Below are 17,023 nucleotides of genomic sequence, written 5' to 3' on the forward strand. Positions count from 1 at the left end.
CCTTGTGTGCATCGGCTCGCGTTGGCGGGATTACAACAACCCCTGACCCAGCCCTCGCAGCCGATCGCTCAGGGTGCCAGCCAGCAGCTGGCGCTGCATCCCCTGCCCCGCCAGCGTCACCAGCAGTGCCCCCAGCGTCGGCAGGCCGAGCCAGATAGCCCAGTGGAACTGCCACTGCCCCTCGAACCACCACCATTGCAGGCCAAAGGAGCAAAGCTCCACCACCATGGCGGCACAGAGCCCCGCCAGCGCACCACTGGCCACCAGCTCCCAGCGCAGCATCTTCCTGAGCAGATCGCTGCTGGCACCCAGAGTGCGCATCAGCAGCAGCTCGCGCCGACGCTGGGCCATGCTGGCCTGAGTCTGAGTCAGCAGCACCAAGAGCGCCGCCACTGTCACCAGCCCCAGCATAAGCGCCAGCGCCCTACTCACCTGCTCCGATACCTGAGTAAGCCGCGCAATCAGGTCATCCACATCGATAAGGCTCACCGTGGGGTGACGGCGGATCAACTCCACCTCGGCAGAGCGCCCCGCCTCGGGCAATCGGTAACTACCAAGCCAGGTTCGGGAGAAGGGTGCCAGCAGATCCTCGGAGAAGATCATGTAGAAGTTGGGGCGCATGTTGTCCCACTTGATGCTGCGCAAACTGGTGACCCTGGCGCCGAAGCTGCGCCCCTCGATGGTAAAGGCGAGCATGTCCCCCAGCTTGATATCGAGTCGCTTGGCCAACTCGCTATCCACCGACACCTCGCCGGGCCCAGCGAGCCATTTCCCGGCCACCAACTTGTTGTCGATTGGCAGGGTTGCCGTGGTAGTGAAGTTGAGCTCCCGATCGACCCCCTCGCGGCCACTGCTGGCCCCCTCGCCCACCGCCTCACCGGCGATATGGGTCAGCCTGCCACGCACCATGGGATAGAAATCGGAAGTGTTGGCCCCGGCTGCCGCCAGTTCGCTCAGGATCCCCTCCCGCTCGTTCTCCGCCACATTGACCAGAAAACGGTTGGGCGCATCAACCGGGAGACGGGCCGAAAACTCATCCAGCAGATCGACCCGGGCCGCCCATAACAGACCAAACAGCATCAATGCCAGCGCAAAGCCCGCCAGCTGCAACAGGCCGCTGCTGCGCTCGCGCGACAGGTGGGCCAGCGCCAGCCGCAAGGCATGAGGCCCGCTCACTCTCGCTCCCAGCCGCAACATCAGCGCCGCCAGCAGGGCCAGCAGCCCCATCAGCAAGCCCATGCCACCCACCAGACCCAGCGCCAGCCGTACATCGGCGGTAAAGCCCCAGACCAGCGCAAACAGCCCGAACAGGCCGACCGGCAGGGCCAGCCAGGGGGGAATCCCCGCCTCCAACTCCCGGCGTAATACCCGCAGCGGCGGCACCTTCAGCAGCCGCAAGAAGGGCACAAAAGCGAGCAGCAGGGTGATAAAGAGCGCCACCGCCACCCCCAGCGCAAAAGGGCGCCAGGAGGGGGGCGGCAGATCCGGCGGCAGCAGGTCCCCCAGCAGCTGCAAGGTGATCCACTGCATGGCTGTGCCCGCCACCAGACCCAGCAGCGCACCGATCAGCGTCAGCGACAGCAGCAGGGTTCCCATCAGTTGCCAGAGCGAGCGACGGGATGCCCCCAGGGTCTTGAGCAGCGCCACCATATTGGTCTGGCGCTCGGCAAAGTGGCGCACCGCAATCCCCATCGCCAACGCCCCCAGCAACACCCCGCTTAGCGAGGCAAGCCGGAAGAAACGCTCGGCATTGGCCAGCGAGCGACCCACTTGGGATTCGCTGTCATCCGGTTTGATCCACTTCTGTCCGGCCTGCAATTGCGGCAACAACCATTGCTCGTAACGGGCCAGCGCCTCTCTCGGCCCTTTGAACAGATAGCGCCACTGCTGGCGGCTACCGGGAAGCAGGGCGCCGGTCGCCTCGATATCGGCACTGTGGATCAGCGCCCGCGGCGCCAGCAGGAAGGGGCTGAAGCCCTGATCCGGCTCCTCGCCAAGCAGGCCCGCCACCTTGAGCACCGTATTGCCCACCTCCAGCTCATCCCCCGTTTTGGCCTTGAGCAGCTGCATCACCCGGGCGGAGAGCCAGATCTCGCCGGGAGCCGGGGCACGGGCAGGTTCCAGAGTGAGCTTGCCGTAGAAGGGAAAACCGTCGGGCACCGCCCGAATGGAGGCGAGCTGCAGCGCGTCGCCGTGAAACAGCATGCTGTTGAAGCTGACGGTGGTCTGCACCGCCAAGCCATCCTGTTTCGCTCGTTCCAGCCAACCATTCGGCAGCGCAGCGGCAGTGCGCAGCACCCGATCCGCCCCGATAAAGTCGCGGCCCGACGCCTTGAGTCCGGCATCGAGCCGATCAGCTACCAGCGCCACACTCAAGACGCACGCCACGCTCAGGGCCAGCGCCAGCACAAACCAGCGCAGCTCGCCGCTAAAACCTTCCCGGCGCAGCAGTCGCCATCCCAATCGCCACTGCATCATCCCTTGCATCTCCCACCTGACCCGCAGCTCACCCCGTTACACCACATCATGGGTCACCTCGCGATCCAGCCGACCCGCCGTCATGACCACTTGTCGCTGACAGCGTTCGGCCAGCTGATGGTCATGGGTCACTACCACTAGCGTGGTGCCGTGCTTGCGATTGAGTTCAAACAGCAGCTCGATCACTTTCTCGCCGGTCTTGCTGTCGAGGTTGCCGGTCGGCTCGTCCGCCAACAGCAGGCTGGGACGAGTCATAAAGGCGCGGGCAATGGCCACCCGCTGCTGCTCACCGCCGGAGAGCCGTGGCGGCAGATGATGCAACCGCTCGCCAAGTCCGACCGCCGCCAGCAGCTCGCGGGCTCTTGGTTCGCAATCCCGCTCCCCGCGCAGCTCGGCAGGCAGCATCACATTCTCCAGCGCCGTCATGGTCGGGAGCAGCAGGAACGACTGGAACACAAAGCCGATCTGCTCGGCGCGCAATCTGGCCCTCCCCTCTTCATCCTGCTCGCCCAAGGATTTGCCGAGGATTTCGATATCCCCCTGACTCGGCAGATCGAGCCCGGCCAGCAGCCCCAGCAGGGTGGACTTGCCGGAGCCGGAGGCACCGACCAGCGCCACCGTCTCGCCGCTATTGACTTGCAGATCGATCCCTTCAAGGATGGTGAGGCTTTCCTGGCCGAGGCGAACCGATTTGCCGAGGCCCTTGACGACAATAATGGGGGTTGAACTCATGCTCTGTATCCTTTGTTCCAATCCCTTGATGACAATCCATAGCGGGAGTTGAATTGATGGTGCGTATTCTGTTTGCCTTGTTCGTTGGCCTCGGCAGCCAGCTCTCGTCGGCTCAGGCCCAGACCCTGCTGGTACTGGGAGATAGCCTGAGCGCAGGCTATCAAATGCAGGTTGAGCAGAGCTGGCCCGCCCTGCTCAACCAGAAATGGCAGGAGGAGGGGGGCAAACACACCCTGCTCAATGCCAGCATCAGCGGTGAAACGACCCAGGGGGCGCTGGCCCGTCTGCCTGCTCTGCTGAAGGAACACAAGCCGGACTGGCTGCTGATCGAACTGGGGGGCAACGATGGCCTGCGCGGCTTCGCACCGACCATTACCCGCCAGAATCTGGCCAGCATGATCGCGCTCGCCAAGGAGCAGCAGACCCGTGTGGTGTTGACCCAAATCCAGCTGCCCCGCAACTACGGTGCCCGCTATCTGCGCCAGTTCGAACAGATCTTTCCCGAGTTGGCCCAGGCTAACGATCTGCCGCTGCTGCCCTTCTTTATGGATGATATTGCGCTGCGCCCTGAACTTATGATGAACGATGGCATTCATCCCACCCCGGCGGCCCAGCCCCAAATCCGCGATAAAGTCGCCCGCTTTATGGAACCGCTGCTCAGCCAATAAGCCCGCCGTCTATGACCAATATCCCATAACAAAATATCCCGCCAAAATCGGATGTTTTGAGCGGTCGACGATCTCTGCGTGGCACCTTGATTCAACCAATCCATCGCCAATACCCAATAACAACACATCCCGCCGAAGCGGGATGTGTTGTTATTGATTTAGCATAACCGGCAGGCAGCTTCTCAGCTTTCCAGTACCTGGCGCAGCCGCTCCTGGGCCACGCCGACCAGCAAGTCGGGCTGGAATTTGGAGATAAAGCGGTCGCACCCCACCTTCTTGACCATGGCTTCGTTGAAGTTGCCACTCAGAGAGGTGTTGAGGGTGATAAAGAGGTCGGACATACGCGGATCGCTGCGTACCTCATGGGTCAGGCGGTAGCCGTCCATCTCCGGCATTTCGGCATCGGTGATCACCAGCAGGATCTCGTCTGTCACCTTCTTGCCAGCATCGCACCATCCCTTGAGCAGGGTCAGCGCCTGCAAACCATCCTGACACTCGATCACCTCAAGCCCAAGCTGGCCCAGGGTCTCGCGCACCAGATTGCGGGCGGTGCTGGAGTCATCGACGATCAGCACTTTGCGTCCATGCATCTCGGGCAGGATCTCCCGGTCCAGCACTTCTTCAGAGATCCGGATGTCATAGGTGATGATCTCCGCCAGCACCTTCTCCACATCGATGATCTCGACGATCTGCTCCACTCCATCTTCGGGAATGCGGGTGATGGCGGTGAGGTAGTTGGCGCGCCCGGCGGAGCGCGGCGGCGGCAGGATATCCTTCCAGGTCATGTTGACGATATTGGCCACCTGCCCCACCAGAAAGCCCTGAATGGTGCGGTTGTACTCGGTGATGATGAGGTTGGATTCACTGTCGATGGGCATGGGACGCATACCGATGGCGCTACGCAGGTTGATCACCGGGATCGAAGTGCCGCGGATATTGGCCACCCCGCTGATATTGTGATGGGAGCCCGGCATCTTGCTCAGATGGGGCAACTTGACCACTTCCCGTACCTTGAAGACGTTGATGGCGAACATCTGACGGGTGCCGAGACGAAACATCAACAACTCGAGGCGGTTTTCACCCACCAGTTGAGTTCGTTGATCAACGGAATCCAATATACTCGCCATACGCTGATATCCATCTGATTATTAATCGACTCTATTATAGAGGCTGCCCGCCAGGAAAGGCAGGCGCATTTTCAACCAGAGCGACCAACCAGACAAAAAAAGTGAGGCCGAAGCCTCACTTATCTCATTGATTTTAAAATCAATAGCTACAGACAGACTTCCAGCTGCCATCGGTTGCCTTGGGCTCGCTGCTGGTCCACCAGTTCGCCTGCCACACTACCTTGTTATGGGTGATGCGATCGCCGCCATTGGCATGATCCCCCTGCGGCCAGCTCGGATAGGCCTTGTAGGCCGCCGGATTGACGTTCTGGCTGCTGCAGCTGGTACCCGGATTCTCGCCACCACCCGAGCCCAACACGGCCTCCGGCAAGGTCGGGAACTCGGCCTTGAGACCAATTGTCTGGCTGCCGCTGATGATGCGCATACCGCTCGGCACGCCAGCTGCGGGCAGGTAGTAGGTCATGGCGACTTCAATCTCGGCCCCCGGTGCCAGAGTCTGCCATCCCGGCAGGTTCATGGCGACCTTGTGGAAGTCCTTCTCGTTGGCAATGCCTTCCGAGTTGTCGTTGCCACCGCTCTCCACCACTTTCAGCCCCATGCCACTCTGATCCGTGATGGTATCAGAGGTGGAGGTGGGCACCAGAAACTCGATGCGCGCGCCGCCCGGAATGGTCTGGGTCGACTTGTTGATCAGCTTGAGTTTCGGGTTGATCGGGTAGTTGGAGTCTCCTTCCTTGAAGCCGGAGAGGCTGACCTGGATGTCGAGCTGGGCGCTCGGCGCGGCCAGATCGTTTTGCTTGGTGTTGTACGGAGTTGCCTTGGCAAACTTCTCGTAAGCCAGGGTGGTCAGGGTGCTGCCCATGCCGTACTCGTTCTTGGCCGGATCGAAGGCGTAGTCACCCGCCATCTCCCAGAACATCACGCCACCCAGACCGCGCTTGATGATGTAGTCGAGCTTGTGGCCCATGGACTCTTCATCTTCGGTTGAGAGGAACACCTTCTTCTCTTCATTCCACAGCCAGGGCGCGTGAGCCTTCTCATCGTAGTAACGCACATACTTGCCCTGCATCACGTGAGCCGGATTGTTGGGATCCAGACCCCAGGCTGTGCCATAACTCGGCAGCGTGGTGATGCCGAGGCTGGCTGCATGCTCCAGGTTTTTGGCATGCCACATGGGCACTGCGCCACCGCCGATCTCTTTGCCGTTCTTGTCGAGATCATGCCAGATGTTGTCGATGCCGACCGCCCCGTTGCCGCACGGAATGGTGCTGCCACCAGTGCCCGGCTGGCACTCGTTCTGGCTCGGCAGGGCTGCCTTGCCACCCAACCCGTGACTGCCACCGCTCACCCCCTGCCAACCGCGGGTGTAATAGGGCACGCCAACGTTGATCTTGCCAGCCGCCAGCGCACCGCGGAAGTAGTGGGCAGACCAGGCGGCATTGAGGTAACCGATACCGCCAAACTGGGTCTGGGTATAGACGCCCCAATGGGAGAGCTCGGGGTCAGCATTGTTGTCGAACAGGGCCGCATTGTGACCGACAAAGTGGTTCCAAGCACCGTGGAAGTCATAGGTCATCAGGTTGACGTAATCGAGGTACTGGGTGACCTGGAAGTTCTCCATCCCGCGCAGCAGATAGGCCGAGGCCGGTGAGGCGATGGTCAGCATATACTTGCGGCCATCTTCGTTACCGGCGTTGTCGAGCCGCGCCCGCAAGGTCTTCATCAGCACCTCGTAGTTGGCAAACAGCTTGGCCCGGCACTGGTTGGAGAGCGGGAAGTCGTTGGGATTGCCCGCATCCTTCATCGAGGTGGGGTATTCGTAGTCGATATCGACCCCATCAAAGCCGTACTGGCGGATAAAACTCACCGCCGAGTCAGCCAGGGTGTTGATACCGGCAGTATTGACCGAGCAGTCGCCTTTGGTAGTGGCGGTGTAGAAGCCGCGGGTATCGGCCCAGCCCCCGACCGAGATGAGGGTCTTCACGTCCGGATACTGCTTCTTGTACTTCGACAGCAGGTTGAAGTGGCCCTTGTAGGCAAATTCAGGATCCATCTCGGCACCCGGCACGCCATCCCAGGTCATCTTGGTGGCTGCATCGTCCACCTTGATGGTGTGGCTCTGCTCATCCACCGCCGCGAAGGCGTAGTTGATGTGGGTGATCTTGTTCCATGGAATATCACTCACCAGATAGGCGGGCAGGCCGTTCTTGCCGGTGCGCCAGGAGGTGAAGTAGCCGATGACCCGGCGGGCATGGTCATCCCCCATGCACTCGTAGCCATCCGGGCGATAGATCTGGCGAATGTCACAAGAGAGGTTGCCACCGGTGGGCGGCAGCGCGGCCTCCTCGACATTGACGGTCACCGCCGCCGACTCACCGCTCAGATTGGTCTTGTCAGTGGCCACCAGCTTGAGGGCGGCACTGCCTTTGGCATCCGGTGTCCAGTTCACCTGCCAGGGGGCAGTGGTATCTTCGCCCACCTTCTTGCCGTTGACATAGAGCTCGACTTTGGCCACATCGTTGTTGGCATCGGTGACGTTACCGCTCACCGCCACACTGCGACCCAGCGTCACCTTGGCGCCATTGGCCGGGCTGCTAATGTTCGCCTTGGGCGCCTCTGGCGCGACCACGGCGGCGACGTTGAAGCTCGAATCCGCCTCGCTCAGCACCTTGCCATCTTTATCCAGCGCGCGAGCTTTGAGGGTATGGGCCCCCACTCCGGCGGCGCTCCAGCTGGCACTCCAGGGGGAGGCGCTCGCCGTGGCGACCAGCTTGCCGTCGACAAGATATTCCACCCGGGCCAAGGCCGTTACCGGGCCGCTCAGGCTCACCGCCAGCGCCACGCTGGTACCTTCGTTGAAGCTGGAACCGGCAGCCGGTGAGCTGATGGCTACGCCGAGTGCAGGAGGAGGCACCTCGCCACCATAGGGCTTCCAGGCATCTGCCCAGACCACCCCGACACCCGGCTCATAGTGATAGGGGGATGCCCCGCACCAGCCTGAATAGGGAAATTCTTTGCACTCGTAGAGGGCACCGACGTTGCTGACGATATCGCCAGCCTTGTAGGCAGTACCGGATTTATAGGCGGGATAAGCGGCATGAGCCAACACGGGCGCAGCCGCAAGGGCGACCAGCATGGCAAGCCTGCTGGGTCTGAAGAGCTGTTGCATATTGTTATCTTCCTTGTTTTGTCTTGGCTTGGTCACCAAGGCAAAGAACAATCGCAACCTGCATGATGGGCGCAGACAACTGGCAATGGACCTGCCACAAAAACCACCCCTCACCCAGGGAAACCCCGCTATCTGGATCCACGATCGAGACCGGAAGCATTGCGCCCCAGCATCACTGCCGGTTTGCCCTTTACCTGGGTTCCGTGAGGAACGAACCCAGTATAGGAAGGCGACAAGATCCCCTCAATCTTTATTCTCAAAGAGAATTATCCCCTGCCACGAAAGCGTCATGATCACAGGGTTAAAATTGATTTAATTATCAAAAAAATCATATCGTTACTGGGATCATGAAAACGCTTTCCCGCACCTTCCCAGATTCATTTAATGTGCGTTGGCTCACTGGTATGACATGCCAGAAATGTGACAATGCGCGCCCTTGGTCAACGAGCCAAGGCTATGGAATCACTGGCAAAAATAAAAAAGGAACACCTATGAAAGGTACTCGTACCCTGCTGTCGCTGGCCGTGGGGCTGGCACTTGCATCCTCAGGCGCCCATGCGGCATTTGTCTGCCCGTCCGATCCGGCTCAACTCACCCCCATCCCGACCATTCAGGGCACAGGCTCCGCCAGCACGCTGGCTACCCAGACCGTGACCGACAAGAACGGCAATGTGACCGGCAAAATCAGCACGGGCACCTTCAACGTTCGCGGTATCGTGACGACGCTGGGCCAAAGCCTGACCAAGGGTTTCTATCTGACCGACCCGGTGGGCGATGGCAATCCGGCCACCTCTGATGGCATCTTTGTCTATCTGAACGACAAGGACTTCGCGACCAAATATAAAGACGTCAAACCGGGGAGCGAAGTCTGTCTGGAAGCACAGGTGCAAGAGTTTTACGGCGGCACCCAGCTGACCCCGTTAGTCGACAAGGCCACCAAAAAAGCCCACTTGCAAGTCACCGCACAAGGGCTGAATGTGCCGACCAGCGTATTGCAGGTCAATGAAGGGGAGACGCTGGCGCAAGCGCTCAATCGCCACGAAGGGATGCGGGTACGTCTCGACAGCAGCAGTGACCTGCACCTGACCCGCAACTACGGCTTCGACTACAAGGTCTATCGCAACAACGTAGAGTTGGCCCACAAAACCCCGCTGCTCAAACCGACCCAACTTCATGTTGCCAGCAGTGCGGACGCTGTCGCACTAGCCACCAAAAATGGCAGCAACCGTCTGGTGGTCGAGTCTGATTACAAAGCGCCGGATGGCGTACTGCCCTGGTTCCCGAGCTGGGATGCCGATCAGGGTTATCTGCGCATCGGTGATCAACTGACCGGGCTGGAGGGGGTGATCGTATACAACAAGGATGCCTTCCGTCTGGTGGTACCGAGCGATATCACCCTGACTGCCGGTGCTCTGCTGCGCAGCCCTGAAGAGGATCGTCAAGACGCGCCGGCTCGCCTCGCTGGTAGCGATCTGCGGATCGGCAGCTTCAACGTGCTCAACTACTTCACCAGCCACTCCAGCATTGGCGGCGCACTCAATATCCTGTGCAAGGATCAGGCGGATGCCGATAACGCCAAAGGTTGCAACCGGGGTGCCAAGAGCCAGCCCGAGTTCGAGAAGCAGCGCACCAAGATCGTCAATGCCATTACCGCAATGGATGCCGATCTGCTTGGCCTGATGGAGATGGAGAACAACGGCTTCGAGGATAACTCGGCCCTCCACAATCTGGTGACCCGCCTCAACGAACAGCAGAAGGATGCGAGCAAACACTACGCCTATGTGCGTCTGCCGGTCACTGCCCTTACCGATGGCAAGTTCTTCGGCGGCGACGCCATCATGGTGGCGATGATCTACCGCCCTACCCTGCTCACCCCCAGCGGAGATGCCAGCGTCATCAAGCTGCCGGAGCAGCGCTACACCACAGGTGGTGTGGCCAAGACAGCTGGTCAGCGCGATTCTCTGGTTCAGACCTTCACCCTCGCCAAGAGCAAGGAGCCGCTGACGCTGGTGGTCAACCACCTCAAATCCAAGGGGTCAGGCTGCTACGAAAATGGCGATGGCAAGACAGAACCGGCCGACCTGCAGGGCAAGTGCACCGAGTTCCGGGTCTCTGCCGCCAAGGTGCTGGGTGAGGCTGTCAGCAAACTGCCGGGCCAGGTGCTGCTGGTGGGCGACTTCAACTCCTACGCCAAGGAAGATCCGATCCGGGTACTGACCGACTACAACCCGGCCACCAGCGAGCGGAAGATCGTATCGGCCTCCCACACCTTTATCGGTGAGCAGTCCTATGAACAGCTCGGTCGCGAAGTGACTCGCAGCTACGGCCTGATCGATCTCAACGTCAAATTCAACAAGGAGAAAGCCATCTCCTACAGCTACGACGGGGAGCTGGGCACCCTGGACTACGCCCTCGCCAACCCGGCGCTGGCCAGCAAGGTGGCAGGTGTCGCCGACTGGCACATCAACTCCTTCGAAAGCTCCCTGTTCGAATACGGCAGCCAGTACACAGGCTCCCTGCTCAAGTCTGACAACCCCTTCAGTGCCTCCGACCATGACCCCATCATCGTCGATCTGAGACTGGAGAGCGATGCCACCAAACCGGACACCTCCTCAGGCGGTGGTGCACTGGGACTCGGCCTGCTGGCCCTGTTGCCACTGGCCTGGCGACGTCGCCGTTAACCACAGGCGAATTTGAATAGTGCAAGCAAAGCCCGCGACTCTCGCGGGCTTTTTCATTCAGGTCATTGGATTTACAAATGAAAGGCGCGGACGTATGGAGAAAATAAATGATGGAGAAAACAAAAAGGCCACCGCTATGCGGTGGCCTTATTGCTTCTTGTAACAAGAATTTGGTGGAGCTACGCGGGATCGAACCGCGGACCTCTTGCATGCCATGCAAGCGCTCTCCCAGCTGAGCTATAACCCCGATTTGTGTGAATGACAGTAGTCACTCTGAATTTGGTGGAGCTACGCGGGATCGAACCGCGGACCTCTTGCATGCCATGCAAGCGCTCTCCCAGCTGAGCTATAACCCCAAATTCGGTACTGAATGAATGGTTCTGGCGGCCATTCATCCTAAATAATGGTGGAGCTACGCGGGATCGAACCGCGGACCTCTTGCATGCCATGCAAGCGCTCTCCCAGCTGAGCTATAACCCCACAAAGGTCGGCTTGGGTGATACACACCACACTGCCCTGGGTACTTCATGTCAATCAGGAACCTGGTGGAGCTACGCGGGATCGAACCGCGGACCTCTTGCATGCCATGCAAGCGCTCTCCCAGCTGAGCTATAACCCCTTTGATTCCAGATTGTTCGAGGAGAATTTGGTGGAGCTACGCGGGATCGAACCGCGGACCTCTTGCATGCCATGCAAGCGCTCTCCCAGCTGAGCTATAACCCCAACTCACCTCGGCGCTGACGAAGTTATCTCCGGCAACGGAGGCGCATAATAGGCATCACCCGCTTTGCTGTCAACCCTAAAATAACCACGACTGATTCGTTTAGTCAAAATTGCAGCAGTTCGCTGTTTTTACCAGCAAGACGCGTGCTATCTCTCTGTTTTATGTCACAAATCGGCTCAAGCACCTATACAGGAGAGGCCGTGCAGCAAGCCTTTTTCCCCGTGCAACGCCCCCGCTCTCAGGCATCTTTTGCAGGCTGATCGTCAGCTTCTCCCCCGTCACCTCGGGAAAGCCTTTCCATAAAGGGCATTGCATTTGAAAACCCTTTCCATGATTTTTGTAAATTTACAACACAGAAAGTTGATCTGGCTCACAAATGACCATAGGATCAAACCGTGACCCAGGTCACACACCATAAACATAAATGACAGAGCGATGAGGTAAACCATGTTTGAGAATCTGGCAGTCCTGTTCCACCTGCGCGGTGCAACCACCAAGAACGGCGTTGTAGAGAAAGATGCCTATGCCCCCTCCACCCGTGAATACTACTTCCGCTACGGCAAATAATTGCTGAAAGCCTTTCACGGAAAATGTAATAAAACAACAACACACATCATCACACAGCCCTTTCGAGGCGCTGTCCTGTCCGGGCCAGATGTTCCACGGCCAAACCTGAACTCCACCAAACAAGAATGGGGCCCGCAGGCCCCATCTTTTATTGCTCCGGATTGTCAGCTGGCTTGTCGGCAAACCTTGTAACCCTGAAACGGCTCAGAGCTTGATCCAGGCATCGGCCCAGGCCGTACCCTTGCCCGGCTCATAGGCCCAGGCGGCACCTGCGCACCAGCCGGTGTAGGGGTGCGGTTTGCACTCGTAGCTGGCACCGCCGTTGCTGACCCGCTCGCCCGCCTTGTAGGGAGTCCCCTCTTTGTAGGCCGGATAGTCAGGCGGCGTTACGCCCCCCTCCTCCCCTTTCACCAGCAGGCTATGGGTAGCGCTACGGCTCAAGCTCCCTTCATCGGTCACCGTCAGTTTGATCTCCAGCTTGGTATCGCTGGCCGGCTTGGGCAGGGTCAACTCCAAGGTCACCTGATCCAGTGCCGGGGCAGAAGCTCCAGCCGAAATAGTCCAGGCATAAGTCAGTGGCTTACCTTCCGGATCGCTGGAGTGCTGGCCGGAGAGGGTCACCTTGCTGCCGCCTTCGGCCTGCGCCGGGCCGGTGATATTGGCCACCGGCGGCAGGTTGGTGCCACCGCCGTTATCCTCGATCACCACCTCCGGATAGAAGTGCTGAACGCAGCGGCTGTAATCCCCTGCCTTGAAGGCACTGAAACGGGTCTGGTAGCCCACCAGCTTGCAAGCGTAACTCTTGCCGCCGTTGGGGTTCTCTGCCACATAGCTCCAGTCCTGCTCCCAATAGATGGGCAAGGCACCGGCGCCATTGTCGTCAAACACCTTCATGTTCTTGCAACCCAGCACCTCATCGGATGGCACCGCCACCCCGAGGTAGTTGGCAAACTCGCGGTAGTAGTTGATGCGATTCTGGGACTGGGCGTGCTCGACCGGGCCGCCGCACTCCACCCCACCATTGATGATCTGGGTGGTGACCCCGAAGCCCGGCACCAGACCGTTCTGCTTGTCATGGTCATTTGGCTGCCAGGTGCCATCGATGACATGGAGCATGGAGGGCTTGGGCGGCTGCGGATAGGTATAGAAGAACACCGCGCTGGCGAGGTTCAGCCAGGTGTCGGCCACCAGATCGGGACGGTCGAGCAGGGTGCGCACCGTACCGAACATCGCCTCGGAGAAGGGGCCGTAGTTGTAGTTGTAGGAGAGCTGTTTGGCGCCGCGACCAAAGTAGCTCTTGAACTCGCCATTGTCGAACGTACCGCACGGCCACTGCTGACCCTGCCACACATCGGGGCGGCACTCGGCGTTGTAACCACCGCGCATGGTCTCATTCCATCCCATCTCGCGCACGTAGACCAGCGCCTGACGCCACTCGGCCTCCGGGCGCCAGTTTTCATGGCCACCGGTCTCCTGGGCGAAGTGAGCGAACATGGTCGCCAACGTCTTGCGGCAGATAGCATCGGCATCGCGGCCATCGCTGTAATCGCTGCACAGGGCCGGGAACTTGGCCGCCGCCTGCAGCAGACCGCGATAGGTGTACTCGGGGGCGCGCAGCGAGAAGAGGTAGTTGAACTGACCCTCGCTCAGCAGGCTTTCGACCCGCTTGACGTTGCCCGGGTTGTCGGCACGGCCCGGCTGCACCGCCTCGACCACCAGATTGTCCCGGGTCGCGATGGAGGCCTTGACCGCTTCCATCGCCGGGAAGTCGGTCAGCGCCTTCTCTTTGGCATCCAGCTCGGCCTGGCTCATATAGACGGGGGTGGTGCTGCCATCCGGCGGAGTTGGCGTCGGCGGATTGGGCTTGTCATCGCCACCGGTATCCGGCGGGGTCACTTCCTCTTCGCCGACAAGCTTCCACGGGGTATCCCACTCATTGGCGGCCGCCATGCCGGGAGTCTGACCCGGGTTGACCCACCACTTGGCCTCAAAAACCTGGCCGTTGTAATTGACCTGGCTGCCGCCCGGATAGGATTTGTTGATGTCATATGCCTCGGCCGCCCACAGGTGGCCGCTCAGCATCATGCTGGCAAGCAGAAGGGTGATGCGGTTTTTTTTCATTATTGTTGCTCTCTATGGTTTTGTGGCAAAAGGCGGAGCCCGCCTGAACAGACTCCGCCATCTTCATCATGGACTCAACCTAGGGGCAGCTTGCCGCCCCGACATCCAGCCAGACATCGTGCTTGCCCGGCTCATTGCCTTGAGTCCACCACTTGGCCTTCCACTGACGGCCGTTGTGGTTGGTGAGATCCCCGCCGTTGTAGGCAACGGCTGCGTTCCAACCCAGATCAACCTGACTCGCCAGCGCCCACTGATCGGCGGCGCGGCTCGGCTCATTGCCCTGAGTCCAGTACTTGGCACGCCATACCAGCTGGTTGTGGCTCACCTTGTCACCGCCGTTGTAGACCTTGCTGGCCTGCCATGCGGGAACATTCGCCGCTTCCGGATCTGTGGTGTTGCAAGAGCCACCCTCACCACCTTCGTTGATTGGCGTGACGGTGAGACGGGTGGCCGCGTTGGCATCGAGTGCGCCATCGGAGACGGTCACAGAGAGGTCATAACCGGTTTCGACATCCACCGCCGGGCCGGTGACCACCAGGGTGGCGCTGTTCTGGCCGGTCGCCGTGATACCGGCAGGCACTTGCCACTGGTAGATCAGCTCGTCGCCATTGGGGTCGGATGCCTTGGCGGTGATGCTCACCTGCTTGCCCTCTTCCACCTTGACGCTGGTAGGCAAAGTCACCACCGGAGGCAGGTTGGGCTGTGGCGCCTTGTTGGTCACCACCACCTCATCCCTGGCGGTCAGTTGATGGTCATCGGTCACCGTCAGCTCGAACACCAGATTGATGTCGGCGGACACGGCATCGAGTACAACCCGGGCCTTGGCCTGAGTCGCATCATGCAGGGTGGCTTGCGGGCCGGAGACCTGCTTCCAGCTATAGGTGAGGGTGCCATTTTCCGGGTCGTGGGAGGCGGAGCCGTTCAGCGTCACCTCGGTCGGACCGGTGACACTCAGATCGCTGCCCGCGTTGGCTACTGGCGGCTTGTTGGCTGGCGGAGTAACCCCTTCACCGTGACCGAGACCTTCATGCATGGCGTTGAGGATGTCACCGTTGTCGGCATCGATCTCCCAGGAGAAGAGCCCGCCCAGCTTGTTGGCCAGCACGTATTGGCCTTTCGCCTTGACCGAGCGCTCGTCGTCATAGGTGATCAGCTCGCCGGTGGATGGCTTGAACAGGGTGGCCGCTTCGGCAGTCTCGTCGTAGTTGTACTCCCAGCCTGCGCCCATATGGCTGTTGACGATGTGACGATAGTCCAGCACGCCATCTTCCCAGGTGCCCTTGATCTTGCCGGTGGCGGTGCCGGTGAAGGGGTCATTGCCCTGATAACCGCTCACCCCTTTCCAGCCGCGACCGTAGGCGGCGGCACCGATCACCAGCTTCCCGGAGTCGACCCCCTGCGCTAGCAGTTGCTGCACCGCTGCATCAGTGTTGTAGCGCTTGTTGGCCGAGCCGTTGGTAGCCTGATAGAGGTTGGCCTGATGACCCAGGGAGGTATTGCTCCAGGCACCGTTGTAGTCGTAACTCATCACGAAGAGGTGGTCCATGTACTGCTGGGCAGCCTTGTAATCCACATCCTCAATCTTGTCGTAACCGGCACCGATGGCGGAGGTGAGCTGATAGGTGCGACCGGTCTCGGCCTCCAGCTCGTCGAGCATGGCGCGCAGATCCTTCATGATCAGCACATAGGTTTCACCATCTTTGGTCTTGTCCCCCAGATTGGGGTTGGCACCGTCGCCGCCCGGGAACTCATAGTCGATATCGACACCGTCGAAGAACTTCCAGGTCTGCAGGAACTCTTTGACCGAGGCGACGAACACGTCACGCTTGGCCTTGTCATGCATGAAGAAGAAGGGGTCGGAGAGGGTCCAGCCACCGACGGAGGGGAGGATCTTCAGGTCCGGATAAGCCTGCTTGAGGGCCATCAGGTTGCCGAAGTTGCCCTTGTAGGGCTCATCCCAGGCAACCAGTGACCCCTGCCCTTTTTGCAGCGCGGCCCAGGGATCGTGAATGGCGACCTGGAAATCCTTGCGCCCTGCACAGGCACGTTGCAGCGCCTGGAAGCTACCGGCAATCTCTTTGAGGCTGTCGTTGAGGCCATCACCGCCACAAATCGGGGTGAAGCCATAGAGGATATGGGTCAGGTTCTGGGCCGGCAGCTTGTCCACGGTGAAGTTGCGATCATAGACCCCCCACTCCACATAGTAGGTGCCGACCACCTTGCCGGACTTGTTGACGTAAGGCTTGTTGTGCTCCTGCAGGGCAGGCTTGAGCGGTGCGAGGTGGCTGCCGTCGGTATCGGCGACCACGATCTCCTTGGAATCAGACAGGGTACAGCCATCGCCGTTGCACAGCGCGACCTGCATCTGATAGCGGCCCCCCTTGTGCACCTTGAAGGTGGCGGTACCCGCGGCGGAAGAGGGACCGGACCAGACTTCCTTGCCATCCAGCAGCACCTTGGCACTCTGGCCGATATCGCCGTTCCAGAGATTCCAGGTGACGGTCACATCGGCGCCATCCTTCACCTTGACCAGCTCGTTATAAGCGGTCGCGGACTGGCTGACTTCGACGATGGCAAACTTGGTGGGGCCCCAACCGATAGCGGGTTTGCCGGGAGCTGCCGCATAAGCGGCTGAGGAGGCGAGCAGGGTACCGACCATCATGGCCAGCAGTGCAGGTTTTGGACTTAGCATATTGCTTTCCTTTTCGTTTCGTTATGGGAAAAACGAAAGGGCAACGCAACACGACAGGTGACAC

Annotated in this window: 8 protein-coding genes, 5 tRNA genes and 1 riboswitch; of the genes, 2 read left to right on the forward strand and 11 right to left on the reverse strand. The window is 60.0% G+C overall.

What is annotated here, in order from left to right; genetic code table 11:
- Positions 1-30 precede the first annotated feature (30 nt).
- Complete coding sequence (locus ACB040_RS02705; RefSeq protein WP_371153219.1) at positions 31-2,478, reverse strand: ABC transporter permease; 2,448 nt, start codon at positions 2,476-2,478, stop codon at positions 31-33.
- A gap of 36 nt (positions 2,479-2,514) precedes the next feature.
- On the reverse strand, positions 2,515-3,210 hold the full coding sequence (locus ACB040_RS02710) for an ABC transporter ATP-binding protein (RefSeq protein ID WP_338772334.1): 696 nt from the start codon (positions 3,208-3,210) through the stop codon (positions 2,515-2,517).
- 56 nt (positions 3,211-3,266) lie between these two features.
- Between ACB040_RS02710 and ACB040_RS02715 the strand changes: the two genes are divergently transcribed.
- Entirely contained in the window at positions 3,267-3,878 is a 612-nt protein-coding gene (locus ACB040_RS02715; RefSeq protein WP_338772335.1) for an arylesterase, read from the forward strand.
- Between the two features lie 182 nt (positions 3,879-4,060).
- On the opposite strand, the gene ACB040_RS02720 is transcribed toward ACB040_RS02715, so the two are convergent.
- The gene (locus tag ACB040_RS02720) at positions 4,061-5,005 is read right to left on the reverse strand and encodes a chemotaxis protein CheV (RefSeq protein WP_338772337.1); all 945 of its coding nucleotides are present in this window, start codon (positions 5,003-5,005) and stop codon (positions 4,061-4,063) included.
- Between the two features lie 139 nt (positions 5,006-5,144).
- Positions 5,145-8,174: a glycosyl hydrolase family 18 protein gene (locus ACB040_RS02725; protein WP_371164845.1), complete on the reverse strand. Its 3,030-nt coding sequence runs from the start codon at positions 8,172-8,174 to the stop codon at positions 5,145-5,147.
- Positions 8,175-8,289: 115 nt separating this feature from the next.
- A riboswitch (cyclic di-GMP riboswitch) is annotated at positions 8,290-8,372 on the reverse strand.
- Positions 8,373-8,665: 293 nt separating this feature from the next.
- Here ACB040_RS02725 and ACB040_RS02730 point away from each other — a divergent pair.
- Positions 8,666-10,855, forward strand: a complete 2,190-nt coding sequence (locus ACB040_RS02730; protein WP_338772338.1) for an ExeM/NucH family extracellular endonuclease — start codon at positions 8,666-8,668, stop codon at positions 10,853-10,855.
- 171 nt (positions 10,856-11,026) lie between these two features.
- Here ACB040_RS02730 and ACB040_RS02735 read toward each other — a convergent pair.
- From ACB040_RS02735 to ACB040_RS02765, 7 genes are all read right to left on the reverse strand, one after another.
- A tRNA-Ala gene (locus ACB040_RS02735) sits at positions 11,027-11,102 on the reverse strand.
- A 33-nt stretch (positions 11,103-11,135) separates the two neighbouring features.
- Positions 11,136-11,211: transfer RNA gene (locus ACB040_RS02740), tRNA-Ala, on the reverse strand.
- A 48-nt stretch (positions 11,212-11,259) separates the two neighbouring features.
- Positions 11,260-11,335: transfer RNA gene (locus ACB040_RS02745), tRNA-Ala, on the reverse strand.
- A 63-nt stretch (positions 11,336-11,398) separates the two neighbouring features.
- Positions 11,399-11,474, reverse strand: a tRNA-Ala gene (locus ACB040_RS02750).
- Between the two features lie 28 nt (positions 11,475-11,502).
- A tRNA-Ala gene (locus ACB040_RS02755) sits at positions 11,503-11,578 on the reverse strand.
- 772 nt (positions 11,579-12,350) lie between these two features.
- Positions 12,351-14,267 (reverse strand): glycoside hydrolase family 19 protein, encoded by a 1,917-nt coding sequence (locus tag ACB040_RS02760; protein ID WP_338772341.1) that lies wholly within the window; start codon positions 14,265-14,267, stop codon positions 12,351-12,353.
- Between the two features lie 79 nt (positions 14,268-14,346).
- A complete protein-coding gene (locus ACB040_RS02765) occupies positions 14,347-16,959 on the reverse strand; it encodes a glycosyl hydrolase family 18 protein (RefSeq protein WP_371153137.1) in 2,613 nt (870 codons plus the stop codon).
- Positions 16,960-17,023 lie beyond the last annotated feature (64 nt).

Source organism: Aeromonas sp. S11(2024), assembly GCF_041402345.1.
Taxonomy (GTDB): Bacteria; Pseudomonadota; Gammaproteobacteria; order Enterobacterales; family Aeromonadaceae; genus Aeromonas; species Aeromonas veronii.

Bases quoted from the DNA above. Each gene is read 5' to 3' on its own strand.
- ACB040_RS02705 (WP_371153219.1), bottom strand. From the start codon at position 2,478: ATGATGCAGTGGCGATTGGGATGGCGACTGCTGCGCCGGGAAGGTTTT.
- ACB040_RS02710 (WP_338772334.1), bottom strand. From the start codon at position 3,210: ATGAGTTCAACCCCCATTATTGTCGTCAAGGGCCTCGGCAAATCGGTT.
- ACB040_RS02715 (WP_338772335.1), top strand. From the start codon at position 3,267: ATGGTGCGTATTCTGTTTGCCTTGTTCGTTGGCCTCGGCAGCCAGCTC.
- ACB040_RS02720 (WP_338772337.1), bottom strand. From the start codon at position 5,005: ATGGCGAGTATATTGGATTCCGTTGATCAACGAACTCAACTGGTGGGT.
- ACB040_RS02725 (WP_371164845.1), bottom strand. From the start codon at position 8,174: ATGCAACAGCTCTTCAGACCCAGCAGGCTTGCCATGCTGGTCGCCCTT.
- ACB040_RS02730 (WP_338772338.1), top strand. From the start codon at position 8,666: ATGAAAGGTACTCGTACCCTGCTGTCGCTGGCCGTGGGGCTGGCACTT.
- ACB040_RS02760 (WP_338772341.1), bottom strand. From the start codon at position 14,267: ATGAAAAAAAACCGCATCACCCTTCTGCTTGCCAGCATGATGCTGAGC.
- ACB040_RS02765 (WP_371153137.1), bottom strand. From the start codon at position 16,959: ATGCTAAGTCCAAAACCTGCACTGCTGGCCATGATGGTCGGTACCCTG.